The sequence below is a fragment of the Nonomuraea sp. NPDC049714 genome, from assembly GCF_044465295.1.
Classification (GTDB): Bacteria; Actinomycetota; Actinomycetes; order Streptosporangiales; family Streptosporangiaceae; genus Nonomuraea.
On the sequence record NZ_JBITLM010000013.1, the window covers coordinates 290,003 to 310,784 of the forward strand.

A 20,782-nucleotide genomic window follows, 5' to 3' on the forward strand; every position below is an offset into this window, starting at 1 on the left:
CCCTGATTCACCGGCTTTGACTGAGCCAGCCGAATCCCCCCAAACCGGACGAATCGATCAGCTCGGCCTCCTCCGAGGCCCGTGCGAGGGACCTGAGATAACCGCGCGCGTTGACCCGGGCCAGGTCGAGCGGCGGGCGTGTGCCGGTGATCCCCAGAGCACGCAGCGCGACGCGTTGTGTGGACAACGTTGTGGATATCGCACCGGCCCGCCTGCCCGCCTCGGCGCACGCGTCGAGCGCCACGTGAGCGGTGATGTCGCAGGTCCCGTCGGGGACGGGCATCACCACCGCGCCGTCGCGGTATCCCGTGAGCGTGCCGCAAGGGGGACGGTTATCCACAGGGTGTGCATAATCCACGGCGATCGCACGACCCCGTTCGAGCCGTGCCAGGACGGTCGCCCAGGCGGCGTCGCGCGGCCACCCGATCTCGGCCCGCGCGCCGGTGCCCGACAGCGGCCACCACCGATCGAGCCACTCCCGATCGGCGTCGGTGGGAGGGTCGCCGAGCCGTTCGGCGCCGGTCTCGGTGTCGACCAGAACGAGCCGGGGCCCGTCGCAGGTCTGCTCGGCGACGTCCAGCGGGATGTTGTCCAGCCACTCGTTGGCGATGGCCAGGCCGTTGATCCCGGCGGGGACGGTGGCACGCCAGTCGATCTCCGGTGGCAGGCCCGGCGGCCGCGGGGACAGGTCGACGGCCGTCACCCGGAGTCTGCTGCGTAGTTCGGGGTCGGCCGCGCCGAGCACCCGGCCCACGAGCACCCCCTCGCCGGCGCCGATGTCGACCAGGTCCAGCTTGCCCGGCATGCCGAGCTCCGCGTCCACCTGCACGAGCAGGGACAGCACGGCCTCGGCGAACACCGCCGAGGCGCTGACCGAGGTGCGGAAGTGACCTGAGGGCCGTTCGCGCAGGTAGAAGCCGCTCTCGCTGTACAGCGCGCGGTCGATGGCGGCGCGCCAGGTGAGCCACATATTAGAAATATCTCACGATACACAATGCGTTACTTTGTGACTACACAATGTGCAGGAGTTGCTCTATCGTTAACTCGTTGTTACCGAGTGACTGCTCACGGTAATTCGAGTGGTGGCTCATCCCTGCGGCTCTGCCGCATTTCGAGAGGAGCTCTCGTGTCCAAGAAGACCATCGTCGTGGTCGGTGCATTCGCCATGCTCTCGCTGGCCGCACCGGCTCAGGCCGGCATCGTCCCCGGCCACAACGACGTGCTCTCCGAAAACGCCGTCACCGTGCCCATCACCGCTCCCATCAACGTCTGCGGCAACTCGGTCGCAGCCCTCGGTCAGGCCGTCTCCGGTTGCAAGGGCGGCTCCAGCGTCCGCTGACGCATGAAGGGCTCGGACCGGCCGATGACCGGTCCGAGCTCGACGAGTGGCCGCCGATCGGCGGTGGTGGCCACCGGTGCACCTCCAAGAGGTTCGCGCACTGTGCGGGCGTCGGGTCCTGCGACTCGGCGCCCGCTGCCATGCGATGAACCCCTCTCCTCATCTCATTCCGACAGGGGGTGCACCATTTGTATGCCCTTGTCCCATTTGTCGATAACGCGACATGCGGCAAAACCCCGGTCACATGTGTGCCTCTGTCAGGCCGTTACGCTGGTCGGCAGCGCCATTGGGTCGACAGGGGTGAGACGGCATGGACGCAGGTGATCGCCCGGCACGGCTGACCGTCGGCGTGCTGGGAGCAGGCAAGGTGGGCTCCGCCCTCGGCGCCGCTCTGGCGCAGGCGGGTCACCGGGTCGTGGCAGCGAGTGGGGTGTCCGACGCCTCCAGGGGATGGGTGATCGACCGGCTGGGTCTCGAGCCCACCCGGCCGGACGAGGTCGTCGGCGCGGCGGAGCTGATCCTGCTCACCGTGCCCGACGACACGCTGCCCGATCTCGTCGGCGGCCTGGCGGCGACGGGGGCCGCTCTTCAGGGCAAGCTGCTCGTGCACACCAGCGGCGCCTACGGGCTGTCCGTGCTGGAGCCGGCGGCCAAGGCGGGCGCGCTGCCGCTCGCGCTGCACCCGGTGATGACGTTCACCGGCAGGGACGACGACCTCAACCGGATCACCGGCTGCTCGTTCGGCGTCACCGCGCCCGAGCCGCTGCGCCCCATCGCCGAGGCCCTGGTCATCGAGATGGGCGGCGAGCCCGTCTGGATCGCCGACGCCGACCGTGCCCTCTACCACGCTGCCCTGGCCAGCGCTGCCAACCACATGGTCACGCTCATCGCCGAGTCCGGCGAGCTGCTGCGGCGCATCGGCGTCGAGCACCCCGGGCGGATGCTCGGCCCGCTGCTCGGCGCCGCCCTGGACAACGTGCTCAGGCTGGGCCTCGCGGGCCTGACCGGGCCGGTGGTGCGCGGCGACGCGGGCACCGTGCGCAAGCACGTCGACGCGCTGATCCTGAGCGCTCCCGAGGCGGCCGACGCCTATGTGGCGCTGGCCAGGCTCACCGCGGACCGCGCGCTGGCGGCCGGGCTGCTGAAGCCGGAGGAGGCGGAGCGGCTGCTCGACGCGCTGGGTGGCAACATATGGACCTGACCGCAGCCGGTCACGGCGTGGACCCGCCACCTCGCTGACCGCCGCTCTCGGAGGCCCCGGATGGACCTGATCGTCGCCAGGAACCGCACCGACCTGATCAAGGCTCGCGGTGCCGGGACCGTCGCCCTGGTGCCCACCATGGGAGCCCTGCACGAGGGTCACCGCTCGCTCATCCGGACGGCCCGCGCTCGTGCCGACCAGGTCGTGGTCAGCATCTTCGTCAACCCTCTGCAGTTCGGGCCGAACGAGGACTTCTCCCGTTATCCGCGCACGTTCGACGCCGACCTTGAGGTGTGCCGGGAGGAGGGCGCCGAGGTAGTGTTCGCCCCGGCCGCGCAGGACATGTATCCCCCGGACCGCCAGGTGAGCGTCCACTCCGGCGAGATGGGGCGGATCGTCGAGGGCGCCTCCAGGCCGGGCCACTTCGACGGGATGCTCACGGTCGTGCTCAAGCTGTTCAACCTGGTACGGCCCGACGTCGCGGTGTTCGGCCAGAAGGACGCCCAGCAGCTCGCGATGATCAGGCGCATGGTCGCGGATCTGGACGTGCCCGTCGAGATCGTGGGCGCGCCCACGGTTCGGGAGCCCGACGGCCTGGCGCTGTCGAGCCGCAACCGCTACCTGTCGGCCGGTGAGCGCCAGGTTGCGCTGGCGCTGTCCCGCGCCCTGCGCGCCGGCGCCGCAGAGCGGGAGCCGGCGAAGATCCGCGCCGCCGCGCGGGAGGTGCTCGACGCCGCCGCGCCCGCGCTGGAGCTGGACTATCTGGCGCTGGTGGACCCGGCCACGTTCGGGGAGGTGCCCGAGTCCCACACGGGCGAGGCGGTGCTCGCGGTCGCCGCTCGGGTCGGCGCCACCCGGCTCATCGACAACGCGGTCCTCACGCTGCACTGATCCAGGGGTGCCCCGGGTGCGGAGCATCTGAGGTCAGGCGTTATCGTCAGTGTGACGAAATCGCCTCAAGGAGGTTCCATGAGTGCACCGGCGATCCCTCTGCGGCTGGTGGCGCCCGATCCCGGCTGGACCGTCGAGGCCGACCTGGTCGTGGTGGGCTCGGGCATCGCCGGGCTCACCGTCGCGCTGCACTACGCCGAGCTGGTGCCGCGCGCCAGGGTTCTGGTCGTCACCAAGGACGTGCTCGCCGCCGGGTCCACCCGCTGGGCGCAGGGCGGCATCGCGGCCGTCCTCGATCCGGCGGACACCCCCGAGGAGCACCTCAACGACACGCGGCTGGCCGGCGTGGGCCTGTGCGACACGCGTGCGGTGCGGACGCTGGTCACCGAGGGGCCGGGCGCGCTACGGCGGCTGATGGACCGGGGCGCGGACTTCGACCGGACCCCGGACGGGCACCTCCAGCTCACCAGGGAAGGCGGCCACCGGCGGCACCGGATCGTGCACGCCGGCGGCGACGCCACCGGCGCCGAGGTGCAGCGGGCGCTGATCGAGGCGGTTCGCGCCGGCGGGATCGAGGTGATCGAGCAGGCGCTGGTGCTCGACCTGCTCAAGGACGCGCGCGGCCGGACGGCCGGCGTGACGCTGCACGTCATGGGCGAGGGAGCCCGTGACGGCGTGGGCGCCGTGCGCGCGCCCGCCGTCGTGCTCGCCACCGGCGGCATGGGCCAGATCTACTCCTCCACGACCAACCCGCTCGTCTCCACCGGTGACGGCGTGGCGCTCGCGCTGCGGGCCGGCGCCGTGGTGCGGGACCTGGAGTTCGTCCAGTTCCACCCCACCGTGCTCTGGCTCGGCAAGGGGGCGACCGGTCAGCAGCCGTTGATCTCGGAGGCGGTCAGGGGCGAGGGCGCCTTCCTCGTCGACCACGAGGGCGACCGGTTCATGACCGGCGTGCACGAGCTGGCGGACCTGGCGCCCAGGGACGTGGTGGCCAAGGCGATCATGCGGACGATGCGCGAGAAGGAACGCGACCACGTCCTGCTCGACTGCCGCCACTTCGGCGAGGACAAGTGGCGGACCAGGTTCCCCACCATCTACGCCGTCTGCCGTGAGCACGGCATCGACCCGGTGACCCAGCCGATCCCGGTGGCGCCGGCGGCCCACTACGCCAGCGGCGGAGTCCGTACCGACCTGCGTGGCCGTACGTCCATCGACGGCCTGTACGCGTGCGGTGAGGTCGCCTGCACGGGGGTGCACGGCGCGAACCGGCTGGCCTCCAACTCGCTGCTCGAAGGGCTGGTCTTCGCCGAGCGGATCGCCGACGACATCCATCACCTGCGGAGCGCGCCCGGCGAGCCGGTGGCGTCCCAGGCGCCCACGGGCCTGGCGGACCCGCGGGTGCGGGGCCGGATCCAGTCCCACATGAGCACCGGGGCGGGCGTGCTGCGCAGTCACGCCTCGCTCGCGGCCACGGCACAGGCGCTGCGCGACGCCCGCTGGACTCCGGTCCAGGTGGCCGCCTGCACCGAGTCGTGGGAGGCGACGAACCTGCTCACCGTCGCCACCGTGCTCACCGGCGTGGCGGCGGCCAGGCAGGAGACCCGTGGCTCGCACTGGCGTGAGGACTTCCCCGACCGCGACGACGACGAATGGCTGGGTCACCTGGACGTGACCCTGACCGAGGAGGGCCCGCAGATGACCTACACGCCGCACGGTGACGCGATGCCGAACCGCCTGGCCCAGGAGCTCACCGCCGCCGGTCTGGACCCGGCCGGCGTCGACGCGGTGATCGACCGGGCGCTGGCTGAGGACCTGCAGGAGGCCGGTGACGTCACGAGCCTGGCGACGATCCCGGCGGGGCAGCGTTCGGTGGGGGACCTGGTGGCTCGCGCCGACGGCGTGGTGGCCGGCCTGGCGGTGGCCGAGGCGGTCTTCGTACGGCTGGGTGCGACCCGTACGGAACGGAAGGCCAAGGACGGCGAGCGGGTGCGCCGGGGCGAGGTGCTGATGACCGTCGAGGGGCCCGCCAGGGCCCTGCTGACGGCGGAGCGCACCGCGCTGAACCTGGTCACGCACCTGTCCGGCATCGCCACGCTGACCGGCAGGTGGGTGGAGGCGATCAGCGGCACGACCGCACGGGTGCGGGACAGCCGCAAGACGCTGCCGGGGCTGCGGGCGCTGGAGAAGTACGCGGTGCGCTGCGGCGGTGGCGTCAACCACCGCATGTCGCTGTCGGACGCGGCACTCATCAAGGACAACCACGTGGTGGCCGCGGGAGGCGTCGCCGAGGCGTTCCTGGCGGTGCGCGAGCGCTACCCGGACCTGCCGATCGAGGTCGAGGTGGACAGCGTCGAGCAGCTGGAGGCGGTGCTCGCGGAGGGGGCCGAGGTCGTCCTGCTGGACAACTTCACGGTCGAAGAGACCGTACATGCCGTGCAAATCGCGAAAAATAGTGCGAAAAGCACGGTTGCTCTTGAAGCCAGCGGGGGATTGACCTTGGAATTGGCACGTGATGTGGCTGAGACTGGCGTTGACTACCTTGCGGTCGGAGCGCTCACCCACTCGGCGCCGGCCCTTGACGTCGCACTGGATCTACGGGGGTAATCGATGCTGCTCACGATCGACGTCGGCAACACGCACACGGTGCTCGGCCTCTTCGACGGCGAGGACGTCATCGAGCACTGGCGGCTGGCGACCGACGCCCGCCGCACCGCCGACGAGATCGCGGTCGTCCTCCAGGGTCTGCTCGGCCAGTCGCCGCTGCTCAAGGGGGCCGACGTAGGCGGCATCGCCATCTGCTCCACCGTGCCCAGCGTCCTCAACGAGATGCGCGAGATGTGCCGCCGCTACTACGGCGACGTCACGGCGGTGATCGTCGAGCCCGGCGTGCGCACCGGCGTGCCCGTACGGATGGACAATCCCAAGGAGGTGGGCAGCGACCGCATCGTGAACGCGCTGGCCGCCATCGACCAGTACGGCGGCCCGTGCATCATCGTCGACTTCGGCACCGCCACCTCCTTCGACGCGGTGTCCGCCAAGGGCGAGTACGTCGGCGCGGTCACCGCCCCCGGCATCGAGATCTCCGTCGACGCCCTCGCCGCGGCCGGCGCGCAACTGCACAAGGTGGAGCTGGTCAGGCCGCGCTCGGTGATCGCCAAGAACACTGTGGAGGCGCTCCAGGCGGGCATCATCTACGGCTTCGCCGGCCAGGTGGACGGCATCGTCGAGCGGATGGCCGCCGAGCTGGCCGAGGACCCCGACGAGGTGACCGTGGTGGCCACCGGCGGGCACGCGGCGCTGGTGGTGGGCGAGTCCCGCTCCATCGACGTGCACGAGCCGTGGCTGACCCTCATCGGCCTGCGCCTCGTCTACGCCCGCAATACCGCTTAGGACGAGCGGCCCCCTGCTCGGGAAGGGGACCGCTCGTGTGTCATTGGTAACCGGGAGCTCTTGCGACGCCCCTGCAGGGAGCCGACGACGGCTTGCAGGTGGCCGTATCCCCTACCCTTTGGTGGTGTGAGCGAAGAACTTCCCGAGCAGATGCGCATCCGGAGGGAGAAGCTCGACCGCCTCCGCAGTCAGGGCGTCGATCCCTACCCGGTCAACTTCCCCCGTACGGCCACCAACGCCGAGGTGAGGGAGAAATACCAGAGCCTCGAACCCGACGCCGCGACGGGCGACAGGGTCGGGGTGGCGGGGCGCGTCATGCTCAACCGCGTGGGCGGCAAGCTCTGCTTCGCCACGCTTCGCGACGGCAGCGGCGACCTGCAGGTCATGATCTCCCTCGACAAGGTCGGCGAGGAGTCCCTGGCCGCCTGGAAGCACGACGTCGACCTGGGCGACCACGTGGGCGTCGAGGGCGAGGTGATCACCTCCCGCCGCGGCGAGCTGTCGATCCTGGCGGACAGCTGGCAGATCACCGCCAAGTGCCTGCGCCCGCTGCCGGAGAAGCACGTCGGCCTCACCGACCCCGAGGCGCGGGTGCGCCAGCGTTACGTCGACCTCATCGTCAACGACGAGGCCCGCGAGATGGCCCGGATCCGCAGCGCCACCGTGCGCGCGGTGCGCGACTTCTGGCACGAGGAGGGCTACCTCGAGGTCGAGACGCCGATGCTGCAGCCCATCCACGGGGGCGCCGCCGCCCGGCCCTTCAAGACCCACATCAACGCCTACGACATGGAGCTCTACCTCCGCATCGCCATCGAGCTCTACCTCAAGCGGCTGGTCGTAGGCGGCATCGAGAAGGTCTTCGAGATCAACCGCAACTTCCGCAACGAGGGCGCGGACTCCACGCACAACCCCGAGTTCACCATGATCGAGGCCTACGGCACCTACCTCGACTACAACGACATGGCGGACCTGACCCAGCGGATGTACCAGAAGGCCGTGGTCGCCGCGCTGGGCACCTCCGTGGTGGTGCACGACGGCGTCGAGGTCGACCTGGGCATCCCCGAGTGGCCCAGGATCAGGCTGTACGACGCGGTGTCGGAGGCGGTGGGCGAGGAGCTCACCACCGAGACCCCGCTGGAGCGGGTCCGCGCGCTCGCCGACAAGCACGACGTCCACTGGGACGCCAAGTGGGGACAGGGCAAGCTGGTCCAGGAGCTGTTCGAGGAGCTCGTGGAGCACACCCTGATCCAGCCCACGTTCGTCATGGACTACCCGCTGGAGACCTCCCCGCTGACCCGCCAGCACCGCGACAACCCGATGCTGACGGAGAAGTGGGACCTGATCGGGTTCGGCACCGAGCTGGGCACCGCCTACTCCGAGCTCATCGACCCGATCGAGCAGCGCCGCCGCCTGGTGGAGCAGTCCCTGCTGGCCGCGGGCGGCGACCCGGAGGCCATGCAGCTCGACGAGGACTTCCTGCAGGCCCTGGAGTACGCGATGCCGCCGACGGGTGGCATGGGCGCCGGCATCGACCGCATGGTCATGGCGTTCACCGGCCGTAACATCCGCGAGACGATCTTGTTCCCGCTGGTGAGACCGACCGGCTGAGCGGGCTCTTTCCGGCAGCGGCTCCGCCGTCCGCGCGGGACGGCGGAGCGAAGCTGCGCAGGTGTCACCACCGCGATCATTGCGCCCCGATATTTGCCGACATATAGCGAGTACTTCAGCTGCGGCGAGGCGCGTCAAGTCATGCCGATCTCGTGCTTGACGACCTTTCCCGCATGCGTTTACCGTCTGGCGGGACGAGCAGCCTCACTCGGATCAATGACGTCTCCGAGTCGTGCTGTTGGGAGGGAGGGCTCCCGATGAATGTGCTCACTGAAGGCGTTGAGCTCAGCCATGCCGATCTGGCATTGCTGGCCGAGCTCGCCAAGGGGGTAACGGTGGATCGGGTGGGACGGCGCTTGGACATCAGCGGGCGGACGGTGCGCCGAAGACTGCGGGGGATCTGCGACCGCATCGGCGTGGCCACCGCGATCGAGGCGGTGGCCTGGGCGGCACGCCGGCAGCTGATCTAGCCCGCGAGGTGATCCAGCGCGAGGTGATCTAGTCAGCGATGCGCACGGCTCCGGCGTAGGGGCGCCGGTCGAGCGACGCGATCCGCACCACGTCACCGGTCCGCGGCGCGTGCACCATCATGCCGCCGCCCAGATAGATGCCCACGTGGTGCAGGTCGCTGTAGAAGAAGACCAGGTCGCCGGGGCGCAGCTCCTCCTTGGGGATGTGCCTGCCGGCGGTCCACTGGTCACCGGTGTAGTGCGGCAGCGAGATCCCCACGCGCTGGTAGGCCGCCATCACCAGGCCCGAGCAGTCGTAGCCGCGTGGGCCCTCGGCGCCCCAGATGTAGGGCTTGAGCTGCTGGGTGAGCGCCCACTGCGCGGCCTGCGCGGCCTTGCCTGAGCCGGGGATGGGCAGGCTGACGCGGGTGGCGGGGGTGCCCGGGCGGCCGGCCTCGCCGAGCGCGCGCTTGAAGAGGCTGCTCTCCACCTTGGCGACCATCTTGACGATCTTGTCGCGCTTGGTGTCGAGATCCTTGACGATCTCCGTCACCTCGTCGATGCGCGCCTTGGCGCCCGCTCTGGCCCGCTCGGCCGCCTTCATGGCCTTGGTGAGCTGGACCACCTCCTCGCCCTGCTGCTGCTGGAGCGCGTAGGTGGTGGCGGCCCGGTCGAGGTAGTTCTCGGGGTCCATCGAGCCGGCGAAGGTCAGGGCGTTGCCGAGCCCGCCGGTGATGTACTCGTTCTGCGCGAGCACCATCGCCTTGGAGCGCTTGGCGGTCAGCTCGGCCTCACTGACGGCCAGCGTCCTCTTGGCGCTCTGCGCGGACTTCTGGGCCGCCTTGAGCTTCACGCGCTGCCCGTTGTAGTTCTCGGTCAGCGTCTCGATCTCGACGTGCATCTCCTCGACCTGCTTGGAGAGCTGCTTGAGCGAGGGCTTCGGGTCGGCGGCGGCGGAGCCGGGCGGGCCGGCCATGAGCAGGGCGGCGACCGTCACGCCGACAACGCCGAGCTGGAGGACCCGTTTCTCCTTGGTCCCGCTGCGCTTCACCGACCGAGCTCCTTCCATCGACGCCTACCGGGTTAGCTGACGGGTTCGGGCCGGAAGCAGCCCTACCGAGCCGAAACTCGGATTCACCCCTGGTGGTGCTGTGCGGGCACCACTTGTGGTTCCCCGGCTCCCCTGCGGGGATTGGGCGCGTCCCGTACGAGAATCGCGGGGGACATCGTCGCTGGACACTAATGCACTCCAGGTTCCTGCTCAACCGGAACTGCAGAGTCTGTAGAGGTTTCACAACCGAAGGGTCACAAGGTGATCTCGTGGCACCCCGTACAGAAAAGGATTTATGTCCCCTTTGCCCTAGGTTCGTCGGGGGATGGGACTGTAGGAACCGTGCAAATCCGAGCGTGCTCACCCGAACACGAGAGGTCACAGGATGGGGCAGAGGTGAGAGTTAGGGCTGAGCCGTAATGACATCTGTACGCTGGATGTCCATGGAGCAGGTCGCCGAACTCACGGTCCCAGAGACAGAGGTCGTCGTCCGGCGCGCCAGGACCCCGGACGTCCGGACCATCAAGCTCCTGGTCGACACCTATGCCGGCGCCGGACATCGCTTGCTGGAGAAGGCGACCGTCACCCTGTACGAAGACGTGCAGGAGTTCTGGGTGGCCGAGCGCGGCGGCGAGGTCGTCGGCTGCGGCGCCCTGCACGTGCTCTGGGAGGACCTGGCGGAGATCCGCACGGTCGCCGTCCACCCTGAGGCCCGGGGCCTGGGCATCGGCCACCGGATCGTCTCGGCTCTCCTCAGCACCGCCAGGGAACTGGAGCTGCAGCGCGTGTTCTGCCTCACCTTCGAGGTCGATTTCTTCGCCCGGCACGGGTTCCGTACCATCCAGGGCACCCCGGTCTCACCTGAGGTCTATGCCGAGCTGCTGGCCTCCTACGACGAAGGTGTGGCCGAGTTCCTGGACCTGGAGCACGTCAAGCCGAACACCCTGGGCAACACGCGTATGCTGCTCCACCTGGCGTCGGGTGACGAGGTCCTTGACTGACAGGAAAGGTGATTGTTGATACCTATGTCGATACCTTGGGCCAGGACAGGCATGTGCCCTGACACGTGCCACATGCGCACTCGAAGCGAGGTGACACGGTGAGCACAGGACAGCCGCCGTATCCTCAGGACAACTCCGGCGACAACCCGCCGTACGGACATCCTGAATACGGGCAGAACACGGGACGCCAGCAGGGCGAGCCCGACCCCGACGTGACCATCGTCGGTTACCGGGCCGACGACGCCTATGGCCAGCAGCCCCAGTACGGGCAACAGCAGCAGCAGGGCTACGGCCAGCAGCCGCAGTACGGGCAGCAGGGCTATGGCCAGCAGCAGCCTGACTACGGGCAGCAGCAGGGCTACGGGCAGCAGCAGCCGTCGGGTCAGCAGGGTTATGGGCAGCCGCAGGGTTATGGCCAGCAGCCGCCTTCCGGGCAGCAGGGTTATGGTCAGCAGCCGCAGTACGGGCAGCCTGACTACGGCCAGCAGCCGGCCTCTCAGCCGGACTATGGCCAGCAGCAGGCCTACGGCCAGCAGGGCTACGCACAGCAGCCCCAGCCGGATTACGGCCAGCAGCAGGGCTACGGTCAGCAGCAGCCGTCGGGTCAGCAGGGTTATGGGCAGCCGCAGGGCTATGGCCAGCAGCCGCCTTCCGGGCAGCAGGGTTATGGTCAGCAGCCGCAGTACGGGCAGCCTGACTACGGCCAGCAGCCGGCCTCTCAGCCTGACTACGGGCAGCAGCAGGCCTACGGCCAGCAGGGCTACGCACAGCAGCCCCAGTACGGTCAGCAGCCGCAGTACGGCCAGCAGGGCTACGGGCAGCCGGCGCAGGCCGGTTACGGTCAGCAGCCCTACGGACAGGCGTACGGCAAGCCGGTCGGGGTGCAGCCGCCCGGTGCTCCGGCGCCGCTGGCGGAGTGGTGGCAGCGTCTGGTGGCCCGTCTGATCGACGGCGTCATCTTCGGCATCATCTCCTTCCTGGTGTCCCTCGTCATCACCGCCCTGTTCGTCGCGAGCTACAGCTCGGTCACCGGCGCCACGAGCGGCTTCGTGGGCGCCTCCTCCTTCCTCGCGGGGCTCATCCAGTACCTCCTCCTGGCGGCGCTGTACGTGGCCTACGAGTTCTTCATGACCAAGATGAACGGGCAGACGCTCGGCAAGATGGTGATGGGGATCAAGGTCGTCCCGGTGGGGCAGGCGCTGCCGCCCGGCGGGCTGCCGACCGACCTGGCGCTGAAGCGTGCGGGTGGCACCTGGGGCGGTTACGTGCTCGGCATCGTCCCGCTGGTCGGCCCGTTGCTCGGCGTGATCGCCGTGGGTGTGAACGCCGCCTCCCAGCTCTGGGACAAGCCGCTGCAGCAGACGTTCGCCGACAAGTTCGCCGGCACCGTGGTGGTGAAGATCAAGTAACCCAGACCACGTGAAACAGGGGCCGGCATCCCGTCGGCCCCTGTTTTGTGCCTCGATCCGGTACCAGAATGGGCCCTGCGGGGCTCTGACAGGCCTGCGATGGGGTGAGGTGAGGTTATGGCCGGGACACCGCCGCAGGTGGACCTGATGCCCGCTGAATGGTGGGAACGACTCGTCGCCAGGCTCATTGAAGCGCTCGTCTTCGGCGTCTTCTATTACATTCTGTTCATTGCGCTCTGGGGCATCTTCCGAACTGTCGGGGTTCTGGACGCGTTCGAGGGACGTTTGCCCGGGGTGTTCGCTTGGGTGCTCGCGGGGCTGGCATATACGGCCTACGACTGGCGTCAACTTTCCCGAGGCGGGCGCACGTTCGGGAAGGCGATCATGAAGATTCGGGTTGCGCCGGGCGACCTTCCGCCGCGTGAGCGGCTCAAACGAGCCCTGCTCTATCCGGCGCCCGCTATGGTGATGGGCATTCCGGTGGTCAATCTGCTGGCCGGAATGTTCGTGTTCGGCGTCGGTCTGCTCATCTTGATCGACAAGCCACTCCAGCGTGGGCCGCATGACAGACTCGCGGGAACGCTGGTGGTCAAAGATCTTCGTTGAGCCACTCGTACCTGGCTCGATGGCTTTTCACAAAATTTTCCGCTTGATCCGGTAAGGAGCCTGGAGAGACTGGCATTAGGCTATGGACGTCCGGGTTGCCGGATGTTGGTGCCCCCTGCCGGGCTGTGGGCATCGGTGTGCCGCTATGGTCGGGTGCGGGCGGTGCTCTCACCTTGGGTGACATGAGGGCCGGGTGGCCCCAGCTCTCCCGCGACGTGTGTATAAACGCCCCTGAAACCCCGGTCCGCTGTGGAGACGAGGACGAATGCAAGCCGTAACAGACGTATTGTCGGCGCTCATCCCACCTGTCGTCGTGGGCGGCGCCTTCATCTTTGGCGTGGTGAAGTTGGTGCGCTCCGAGGGCGCCGGACGGCGTCCAAACCGCCAGGATCAGGCCGAGAACCACAACTGATCAGCGGCTCAGCGAATCACTGCAGCTCTGAATTGTCTTAACGCCTTTCCGGGTATATGTTTGGCTCAGGCGAATGAAACAATGCTCCGGGAAAGGATTGCGTAGATGGCCAAGCAGATCCAGGAGATTCTCATCGATGACCTCGATGGGGGCGAGGCCAATGAGACGGTCAGCTTCGCTATTGACGGCTCCACCTATGAGATTGACCTCAGCGACCTTAACGCCAAGAAGCTGAGGGACTCCCTCACGCCTTTCGTGCAGCACGCTCGCCGGGCAGGTGCCGTATCGACGCGCCGTCGCGGACGCGGCGGGCAGCGTGCGATGAGCCGCGAGAAGAGCGCTGAGATCCGGCAGTGGGCCAAGGCCCATGGACTGCCGGTCAGCGAGCGAGGCCGTATCGCCTCCACCGTCGTAGAGAAGTACGAGGCGGCCCACTAAGGAGCCGACTCACCGACCATGCGCTTATGCCGATCGCCTAGGACCCCGGCGACCGCCATAAGCGCATGATCATTTTGGGGCAAATCTCAAATAGTGGACGTTTCCCGGGTTGATCTTCTGATTCTTCGGCATTTGGGCCGGTGTTTCCCGACGGTGCGGTGCGGGCCGTGGGCGAATGGGCGGCATTTGTTGATCTGCTGCCTGGAGCCCCCACCTTTCCCCGCCTGACATCCTGACGCTCCCGCTTCCTCGGCCGGCCGTGCCGGGGTGGCGGGATTCGGCGTTATGCCGGCACGCCGATCTTCTCGGTGATCGCGTTATGGCGCGCGTGGTGATCCGGTTCGTGGAAGAAGTCCGGCATGGAAGCGTTCCCACGCGGCGTTCTCCCGGCGTGTCGCGACGGATTGTTTCACGTGAAGCCGTTCAGGCGCACCGCCACCCCAAGAGGCTCGCGACGTCACTCGTCCGCGCTCATTACCTCCCGCCCGTTTAGGCGCACGTTCCCCCGGCCCCCGTACGCGGCGATCCTGAAAGCCGCGCCCAAGCCCGTACGCGGCGGTCCTGAAAGCCGCGCCCAAGCCCGTACGCGGCGGTCCTGAAAGCCACGCCCAAGTCCCTACGTGGCGGTCCGGAAATCCGCTCCCCGGCCCGTACGCGGCGGTCCTGTATCCACCCCCCGGCCCCCGTACGCGGCGATCCTGAAATCCACGCCCGGCCTGTGCGCGGGCGGTCCCGTAATCCACACCCCTCGTCTGTACGCGAGCGGTCCGCCAATCCACCCGCCCCTGTACGCGAGCGGTCCGCTAATCCACTGCACCTGTAGGCGGGTGGTCCGGTAATCAACCCCCTGGCCTGAACGCTGAGGTCCTGTAATCCAGGCCAACGCGCGGCCCGGTACGCCGCCGGGGCGCCACCGGTAACGATCCTGACCGGACCCTCCGCGATTACGCCCTGGGTGATACGTTGCACGGCCGCTTGGCCTGCGTTTGCACCAGCACATACGATGACCGGGTAAGAGTTACGGACGCGGCGCGTAGATGAGTGGGCGAAGGCGGCCCTGGGCCGGCCCGCCACGGCGTCCGACAGTGGATCCGTGCCGATCTGCCCGCGCCGTCACCGAGGTATTAGACCCACTTCAGGCGAGCGCCCTAAACATCGTTCGCTTGCGGCGTATCGGGAACACGTCACCCCCGAACGGTAGTTGGATAGAGGGTGAAGGCCCTGCTCTCGGGGAACGTGTCTGCTATAGAGCGTGTCAGCGGCAGAGGGCAAGGTTTGCCGAGCCAGGGCTAGCATGCGGGATGACGGGACCGGATTAACCGGCCTGACTGACCGCTCTGTGAGGAGCGACGAGATGTTCGAGAGGTTCACCGACCGAGCGAGGCGTGTTGTCGTCTTGGCCCAAGAAGAGGCCAGGATGCTCAACCACAACTACATCGGCACTGAGCACATTCTTCTTGGGTTGATCCACGAAGGTGAGGGCGTAGCCGCCAAGGCTCTGGAGAGCCTGGGCATCAGCCTTGAGGGTGTGCGTCAGCAGGTCGAGGAGATCATCGGCCAGGGCCAGTCGGCTCCGTCGGGGCACATTCCGTTCACCCCGCGGGCCAAGAAGGTCCTCGAGCTGTCGCTCCGTGAGGCTTTGCAGCTGGGCCACAACTACATCGGCACCGAGCACATCCTGCTCGGGCTCATCCGTGAGGGTGAGGGTGTGGCCGCCCAGGTGCTGGTCAAGCTTGGAGCCGATCTCAACCGTGTGCGGCAGCAGGTCATCCAGTTGCTCCACGGTTACCAGGGCAAGGAGCCGGCCGCCGCGGGTGGCCCGCAGGAGTCGGCCCCGTCGACCTCCCTGGTGCTCGACCAGTTCGGCCGCAACCTGACCCAGGCCGCCCGCGAGGGCAAGCTGGATCCGGTCATCGGCCGTGAGAAGGAGATCGAGCGGGTCATGCAGGTCCTCTCCCGGAGGACCAAGAACAACCCGGTGCTGATCGGCGAGCCCGGCGTCGGCAAGACCGCCGTCGTCGAGGGCCTGTCGCAGAAGATCGTCAGGGGCGAGGTGCCCGAGACGCTGAAGGACAAGCAGCTCTACACGCTTGACCTTGGTGCTCTGGTCGCCGGCTCGCGCTACCGCGGTGATTTCGAGGAGCGCCTGAAGAAGGTGCTCAAGGAGATCCGCACGCGCGGCGACATCATCCTGTTCATCGACGAGCTGCACACGCTCGTGGGTGCGGGCGCCGCGGAGGGCGCGATCGACGCCGCCAGCATCCTCAAGCCGATGCTGGCCCGCGGTGAGCTGCAGACCATCGGCGCCACCACGCTCGACGAATACCGCAAGTACCTCGAGAAGGACGCGGCGCTCGAGCGCCGGTTCCAGCCGATCCAGGTGGCCGAGCCCTCGCTCAGCCACACGATCGAGATCCTCAAGGGTCTGCGCGACCGTTACGAGGCGCACCACCGGGTCTCCATCACCGATGGCGCGCTGGTCGCCGCCGCGCAGCTGGCCGACCGCTACATCAGCGACCGTTACCTTCCCGACAAGGCGATCGACCTCATCGACGAGGCCGGTTCCCGGATGCGCATCCGCCGGATGACCGCTCCGCCGGACCTGCGCGAGTACGACGAGAAGATCGCCAACGTCCGTCGCGACAAGGAGTCCGCGATCGACGCGCAGGACTTCGAGAAGGCGGCTGCCCTCCGTGACCAGGAGAAGCAGCTCCAGCTCAAGCGCGAGCGGCGGGAGAAGGAGTGGAAGGCCGGCGACATGGACGTCGTGGCCGAGGTCACCGAGGAGCTCATCGCTGAGGTCCTGGCGACGGCCACCGGCATCCCGGTCTTCAAGCTGACCGAGGAGGAGTCGCAGCGCCTGCTCCGCATGGAGGACGAGCTCCACAAGCGGATCATCGGCCAGGACGACGCCATCAAGGGCCTGTCGCGGTCCATCCGGCGCACCCGCGCCGGTCTGAAGGACCCGCGGCGTCCCGGCGGCTCGTTCATCTTCGCCGGCCCGTCCGGTGTCGGTAAGACCGAGCTGTCCAAGGCTCTGGCGGAGTTCCTCTTCGGTGACGAAGACGCTCTGATCAGCCTCGACATGTCGGAGTTCATGGAGAAGCACACCGTCTCCAGGCTGTTCGGCTCGCCTCCCGGCTACGTCGGCTACGAAGAGGGCGGTCAGCTCACCGAGAAGGTGCGGCGCAAGCCGTTCTCCGTGGTCCTGTTCGACGAGATCGAGAAGGCCCACCCCGACATCTTCAACTCGCTGCTGCAGATCCTGGAAGACGGTCGCCTGACCGACGCCCAGGGCCGGGTGGTCGACTTCAAGAACACGGTCATCATCATGACCACCAACCTCGGCACCCGGGACATCTCCAAGGGCATCGGGGTCGGGTTCGCGAAGTCCAACGACGCCGACTCCAACTACGACCGGATGAAGTCGAAGGTCCAGGAAGAGCTCAAGCAGCACTTCCGGCCCGAGTTCCTCAACCGTGTCGACGACATCGTGGTCTTCCACCAGCTGACGCCGAACGAGATCATCAAGATCGTGGATCTGATGCTCGCCCAGGTGGACGCTCGCCTGAAGGACCGCGACATGGGGCTCGACGTCTCGCCCGACGCCAAGCAGCTGCTGGCCGACCGCGGTTACGACCCGGTCATGGGTGCGCGGCCGCTGCGCCGTACCATCCAGCGCGAGCTTGAGGACTCCCTGTCGGAGAAGATCCTCTACGGCGAGCTCCGTCCGGGGCAGGTCGTCAAGGTCACGATCGAGGGCGAGGGCGACAACGCCAAGTTCCTCTTCGTGGGCGAGGACGTCCCGGTGGTTCCCGACTCGGCCGCGGCGATCGCCGGTTCGATCCAGAGCTGACGGTCCGAGCGCCAAGGCGCAGAAACCCCTCGTGGTCAACACGAGGGGTTTTCTGCTGTCCGGGGGCGGTGCCTGCCATCTCACAGCGGCCGTTGCCGAATTGTTGGCAGTACGGCTGTACGCGCCACCGAAAGTAGTACTACACTGCGTAGAGCTTCGCCAAGTCCTGTCCAAGCCAGCCGCAAGAGTGCGCTTTTACGGTGGGGACTGCTCCCGGGGGAGTAGTACGAAATCAACTCAGGGCGGACGCGTGCGCCACCCGTGGGCAGCCATGCTCAACAGGGTCCGCACGAGCCTCAAGCGGGCGAGGGGACAACCAATGCAAGCCGTGGAGGACACCGATGCGCCTGCGTCACGTTGACGGAACGCTCGTTCACCTCGCCTACAACGCAGGCGTTCACCCCGCTGAGGACCTGGAGAACCTGATCGCCCACCTGACCCGCTACGCCGTGCCGGTGCGCAAGCGGCTCGGCGTGGACCGGATGGGCGTCGGCCTGTGGCTGTCGCCCACCGTGGCCGACCACCTCACCGCCGACCGCATCGAGCTGGTACGGCTGCGCCGCTCGCTGGAGGAGCGCGGCCTGGAGGTCGTCAGCCTCAACGGCACCGGCGGCCGCAACCAGGAGGTGCCGGGCCCCGACTGGGCCAAGCCGGAGCGCTACCGGTACACGATGGCGCTGGCCAAGATCCTGGCGTTCCTGCTGCCGGAGGACGTACGGTTCGGCAGCATTTCCACCATACCGATCGGCTGGCGTCGTGACTGGCCCGCCGACCTCCACTCCATCGCCACCCGGCGGCTGGAGCGGCTGGCCCGCGAGCTGCGCGGCATCTACAGCGTCACCGGCAAGACCATCAGGGTCGGCTTCGAGCCGTGGCCCGGTTGCGTGCTGGAGACGACCGAGCAGGCGCTGGAGCGCGTGGGCGGCATCGACTCCGAGCACCTGGGTGTCTGCCTGGACGCCTGTCACCTCGCCTGCGGCTCCGAGGAGCCCGGTCAGGCCCTGCGCGGCCTGGCCAAGGGCGGTGCGCCGGTGGTCAAGCTGGGCCACGTCCACAACCACGCCGGCGACACGCTCAACACCGGAGCCGTGCTCCACGACACGCTCACGGCGATGCTGGCCGGCGCGGTGAACGGCAGCGCCCACATCGAGGTCGAGACGCACAACCTGATGGTTCCTGGCCGTGCCAAGGGCCCCGGCGCCCTGGTGTCGCTCCTGGCCCAGGAGCTCGACTGGGCCCGCACCAACCTCAGCAGCCTGGGCCTTCAGCTGGCCGCCTGACGCCCGGTCACAGGGTGCCGAACCAGCCGGGCGTGTCGAGCCGCCAGAGGGTGGCGGGGGTCATCTTGCGGAGGTCGGCCTCCAGGGCGTGGAGGCGGTCCTCGCCCAGCTCGGCGGCCCAGTTGGCGCGCAGCTCGTCGAAGATGCGGGCGGAGCGGGCGAGGGCGTCCAGGCCGTAGGGGGTCAGGCGGACGAGCTTGCGTCTGGTGTCGTCGGGGTCGGGGGTGCGCTGGACGTAGCCGATCCTTTCCAGGGTCTCGATGGTCTTGCCCGCCGCCTGCTTGGTGACGCCGAGGATGCGGCCGAGTTCGACGGCCGTCGTGCCGTGGGGGCCGATGGCCTGCATGACGAAGCCGTACATGGGGCGGATGCCGGGGTGTCCCTGGCGGCCGAGCTCGGCGTGGAGCTCGTCGATCAGGACGCGGAAGGCCATGAGGAGGCGCAGGGGCAGCTCGAAGCCGGGGGACTCGCTTGACACGATAGACAACCTGGTTCACTATCTAGACAACAACATTGTCTATCTTAGTGGAGGACGGCATGACTGTCATTCGTGACGCGCAGGCCCGCCGGATCGAGACTCCCAACGGCGTCATGACCACCCTGGCCTCGCCCACCCAGGGCGAGGCCGGACAGTCGGTGTGGCGGGTGGACGCCCTGCCGGGGATGGCGGGGCCGCTGCACGCCTTCGACCGCGAGTCGGTGTGGACCTGGCTGGACGGTGCGTGTGCCGTGCAGGTGGGACGCGAACGGTTCGAGGTGGCCGCGGGGGACACCCTGGTGCTCGCGGCGGACGTGTTGCGGCAGCTGTTCGCGGACGCCGAGCGCGGCTTCACCGCGATCGTGGCCGCTCCCGCCGGGGTGCAGGTCTACAACCCGGGCGGCCTCGTGGCCGACGGCGCCTGTGACCTGGTCCCCGAAGGGACCGAGCGGATGCCGCTGCCCTGGGCGTGCTGACCGTGGCGGGACCTGCCGCCGCTCTCAGGCGTGAGGGAGGCGGTAGGTGCCGTCGTCCAGGTGCTCGGCGAGGCCGTCGGTGATGAGGCCGTCGAGGGCGCGTTCGCGCTGTACGGGCTCGTCCCACACCGCGTCGAGTGCCGCCTTCGGCACCGGGCCGTGCGCCGAGCGCAGCACCGCCAGCAGACGGCCCCGGCACTGGCGGTCGGTGCCCGCGTACGTCTGACCCTTGCGCGCCGGGCCCGCGTGCGGAGGCTTGCCGGCCAGGCGCCACGCACATGTCCCGGCGATCGGGCAGTCGGCGCATCGCGGGCTGCGGGCCGTACAGACCAGGGCGCCCAGCTCCATCACGGCGACTCCCCAGCGAGCGGCGCCGAGCTCCGGCAGGAGCGCCTCGGCCAACCGGCGCTCGGCGGCCGACGTGGCGGTGGGGGGATACTCCTCGGCCCGCACCGCGCGCGCGAACACCCGGCGGACGTTGGTGTCCAGCACCGCGTGCCGTCCGCCGTAGGCGAAGCTGGCGACGGCGGCGGCGGTGTAGTCGCCGATGCCGGGCAGGCCCAGCAGCGTCGCGTGGTCCGACGGCACCTGACCGTCGTGCTCGGCCACGATGGCCTTGGCGCAGGCGTGCAGCCGCAGCGCCCGGCGTGGGTAGCCGAGCCTGCCCCAATGGCGGACGGCCTCACCGGGAGGCTCGGCCGCCAGCGCCTTGGGAGTGGGCCAGCGCGCCATCCATTCGAGCCACACCGGCAGCACTCTGGCGACCGGGGTCTGCTGCAGCATGATCTCGCTGACGAGCACGCCCCAGGGGGTCGAATCGCCGGCACGCCAAGGGAGTTCCCGGGCGTTGTTTTCGTACCACTCCAGAATGGGAAGGTGTAGGGGTTTCGGCTCAAG

The 20,782-nt window shown here is 68.6% G+C and carries 18 protein-coding genes and 1 riboswitch; of the genes, 14 read left to right on the top strand and 4 right to left on the bottom strand.

What is annotated here, in order from left to right:
- Positions 1-7: 7 nt before the first annotated feature.
- Positions 8-970: an SAM-dependent methyltransferase gene (locus ACIBQX_RS40015; protein WP_397013995.1), complete on the bottom strand. Its 963-nt coding sequence runs from the start codon at positions 968-970 to the stop codon at positions 8-10.
- A 156-nt stretch (positions 971-1,126) separates the two neighbouring features.
- Between ACIBQX_RS40015 and ACIBQX_RS40020 the strand changes: the two genes are divergently transcribed.
- The 7 genes from ACIBQX_RS40020 (at position 1,127) to ACIBQX_RS40050 (ending at position 8,899) form a co-directional block, all read left to right on the top strand.
- Complete coding sequence (locus ACIBQX_RS40020; RefSeq protein ID WP_397013997.1) at positions 1,127-1,339, top strand: chaplin family protein; 213 nt, start codon at positions 1,127-1,129, stop codon at positions 1,337-1,339.
- A 310-nt stretch (positions 1,340-1,649) separates the two neighbouring features.
- The gene (locus tag ACIBQX_RS40025; RefSeq protein ID WP_397013999.1) at positions 1,650-2,540 is read left to right on the top strand and encodes a Rossmann-like and DUF2520 domain-containing protein; all 891 of its coding nucleotides are present in this window, start codon (positions 1,650-1,652) and stop codon (positions 2,538-2,540) included.
- 60 nt (positions 2,541-2,600) lie between these two features.
- Positions 2,601-3,431: a pantoate--beta-alanine ligase gene (gene panC, locus ACIBQX_RS40030; protein WP_397014001.1), complete on the top strand. Its 831-nt coding sequence runs from the start codon at positions 2,601-2,603 to the stop codon at positions 3,429-3,431.
- Between the two features lie 78 nt (positions 3,432-3,509).
- Positions 3,510-6,035: an L-aspartate oxidase gene (locus ACIBQX_RS40035; protein WP_397014003.1), complete on the top strand. Its 2,526-nt coding sequence runs from the start codon at positions 3,510-3,512 to the stop codon at positions 6,033-6,035.
- Between the two features lie 3 nt (positions 6,036-6,038).
- Complete coding sequence (locus ACIBQX_RS40040) at positions 6,039-6,821, top strand: type III pantothenate kinase (RefSeq protein WP_397014005.1); 783 nt, start codon at positions 6,039-6,041, stop codon at positions 6,819-6,821.
- 126 nt (positions 6,822-6,947) lie between these two features.
- Entirely contained in the window at positions 6,948-8,429 is a 1,482-nt protein-coding gene (gene lysX, locus ACIBQX_RS40045; RefSeq protein WP_397014007.1) for a bifunctional lysylphosphatidylglycerol synthetase/lysine--tRNA ligase LysX, read from the top strand.
- A 257-nt stretch (positions 8,430-8,686) separates the two neighbouring features.
- A complete protein-coding gene (locus tag ACIBQX_RS40050; RefSeq protein ID WP_189137793.1) occupies positions 8,687-8,899 on the top strand; it encodes a LuxR C-terminal-related transcriptional regulator in 213 nt (70 codons plus the stop codon).
- Between the two features lie 28 nt (positions 8,900-8,927).
- Here ACIBQX_RS40050 and ACIBQX_RS40055 read toward each other — a convergent pair whose 3' ends face one another.
- Positions 8,928-9,929: an NlpC/P60 family protein gene (locus ACIBQX_RS40055; protein WP_397014010.1), complete on the bottom strand. Its 1,002-nt coding sequence runs from the start codon at positions 9,927-9,929 to the stop codon at positions 8,928-8,930.
- Positions 9,930-9,935: 6 nt separating this feature from the next.
- A riboswitch (cyclic di-AMP (ydaO/yuaA leader) is annotated at positions 9,936-10,087 on the bottom strand.
- A gap of 285 nt (positions 10,088-10,372) precedes the next feature.
- Here ACIBQX_RS40055 and ACIBQX_RS40060 point away from each other — a divergent pair.
- The 6 genes from ACIBQX_RS40060 (at position 10,373) to ACIBQX_RS40085 (ending at position 18,931) form a co-directional block, all read left to right on the top strand.
- Positions 10,373-10,930 carry an amino-acid N-acetyltransferase gene (locus ACIBQX_RS40060; RefSeq protein WP_397014012.1) on the top strand — a complete coding sequence of 186 codons (558 nt, stop codon included), beginning with the start codon at positions 10,373-10,375 and terminating at the stop codon, positions 10,928-10,930.
- Between the two features lie 98 nt (positions 10,931-11,028).
- Complete coding sequence (locus tag ACIBQX_RS40065; RefSeq protein ID WP_397014014.1) at positions 11,029-12,339, top strand: RDD family protein; 1,311 nt, start codon at positions 11,029-11,031, stop codon at positions 12,337-12,339.
- A gap of 117 nt (positions 12,340-12,456) precedes the next feature.
- Entirely contained in the window at positions 12,457-12,945 is a 489-nt protein-coding gene (locus ACIBQX_RS40070) for an RDD family protein (RefSeq protein WP_397014016.1), read from the top strand.
- Positions 12,946-13,462: 517 nt separating this feature from the next.
- A complete protein-coding gene (locus ACIBQX_RS40075) occupies positions 13,463-13,795 on the top strand; it encodes an Lsr2 family protein (RefSeq protein WP_189137798.1) in 333 nt (110 codons plus the stop codon).
- A 1,354-nt stretch (positions 13,796-15,149) separates the two neighbouring features.
- Positions 15,150-17,651, top strand: coding sequence for an ATP-dependent Clp protease ATP-binding subunit (locus ACIBQX_RS40080; protein ID WP_397014018.1), 2,502 nt, complete (start codon positions 15,150-15,152; stop codon positions 17,649-17,651).
- A gap of 341 nt (positions 17,652-17,992) precedes the next feature.
- Positions 17,993-18,931 carry a sugar phosphate isomerase/epimerase family protein gene (locus tag ACIBQX_RS40085; RefSeq protein WP_397014020.1) on the top strand — a complete coding sequence of 313 codons (939 nt, stop codon included), beginning with the start codon at positions 17,993-17,995 and terminating at the stop codon, positions 18,929-18,931.
- A 7-nt stretch (positions 18,932-18,938) separates the two neighbouring features.
- Here ACIBQX_RS40085 and ACIBQX_RS40090 read toward each other — a convergent pair whose 3' ends face one another.
- Positions 18,939-19,409: a MarR family winged helix-turn-helix transcriptional regulator gene (locus ACIBQX_RS40090; protein WP_397014022.1), complete on the bottom strand. Its 471-nt coding sequence runs from the start codon at positions 19,407-19,409 to the stop codon at positions 18,939-18,941.
- Between the two features lie 59 nt (positions 19,410-19,468).
- Here ACIBQX_RS40090 and ACIBQX_RS40095 point away from each other — a divergent pair, with 59 nt between their 5' ends.
- On the top strand, positions 19,469-19,885 hold the full coding sequence (locus tag ACIBQX_RS40095) for a cupin domain-containing protein (RefSeq protein WP_397014024.1): 417 nt from the start codon (positions 19,469-19,471) through the stop codon (positions 19,883-19,885).
- 24 nt (positions 19,886-19,909) lie between these two features.
- Here the strand turns inward: ACIBQX_RS40095 and ACIBQX_RS40100 are convergent, their stop codons facing one another.
- Complete coding sequence (locus ACIBQX_RS40100) at positions 19,910-20,668, bottom strand: A/G-specific adenine glycosylase (protein ID WP_397014100.1); 759 nt, start codon at positions 20,666-20,668, stop codon at positions 19,910-19,912.
- Positions 20,669-20,782: the final 114 nt, after the last annotated feature.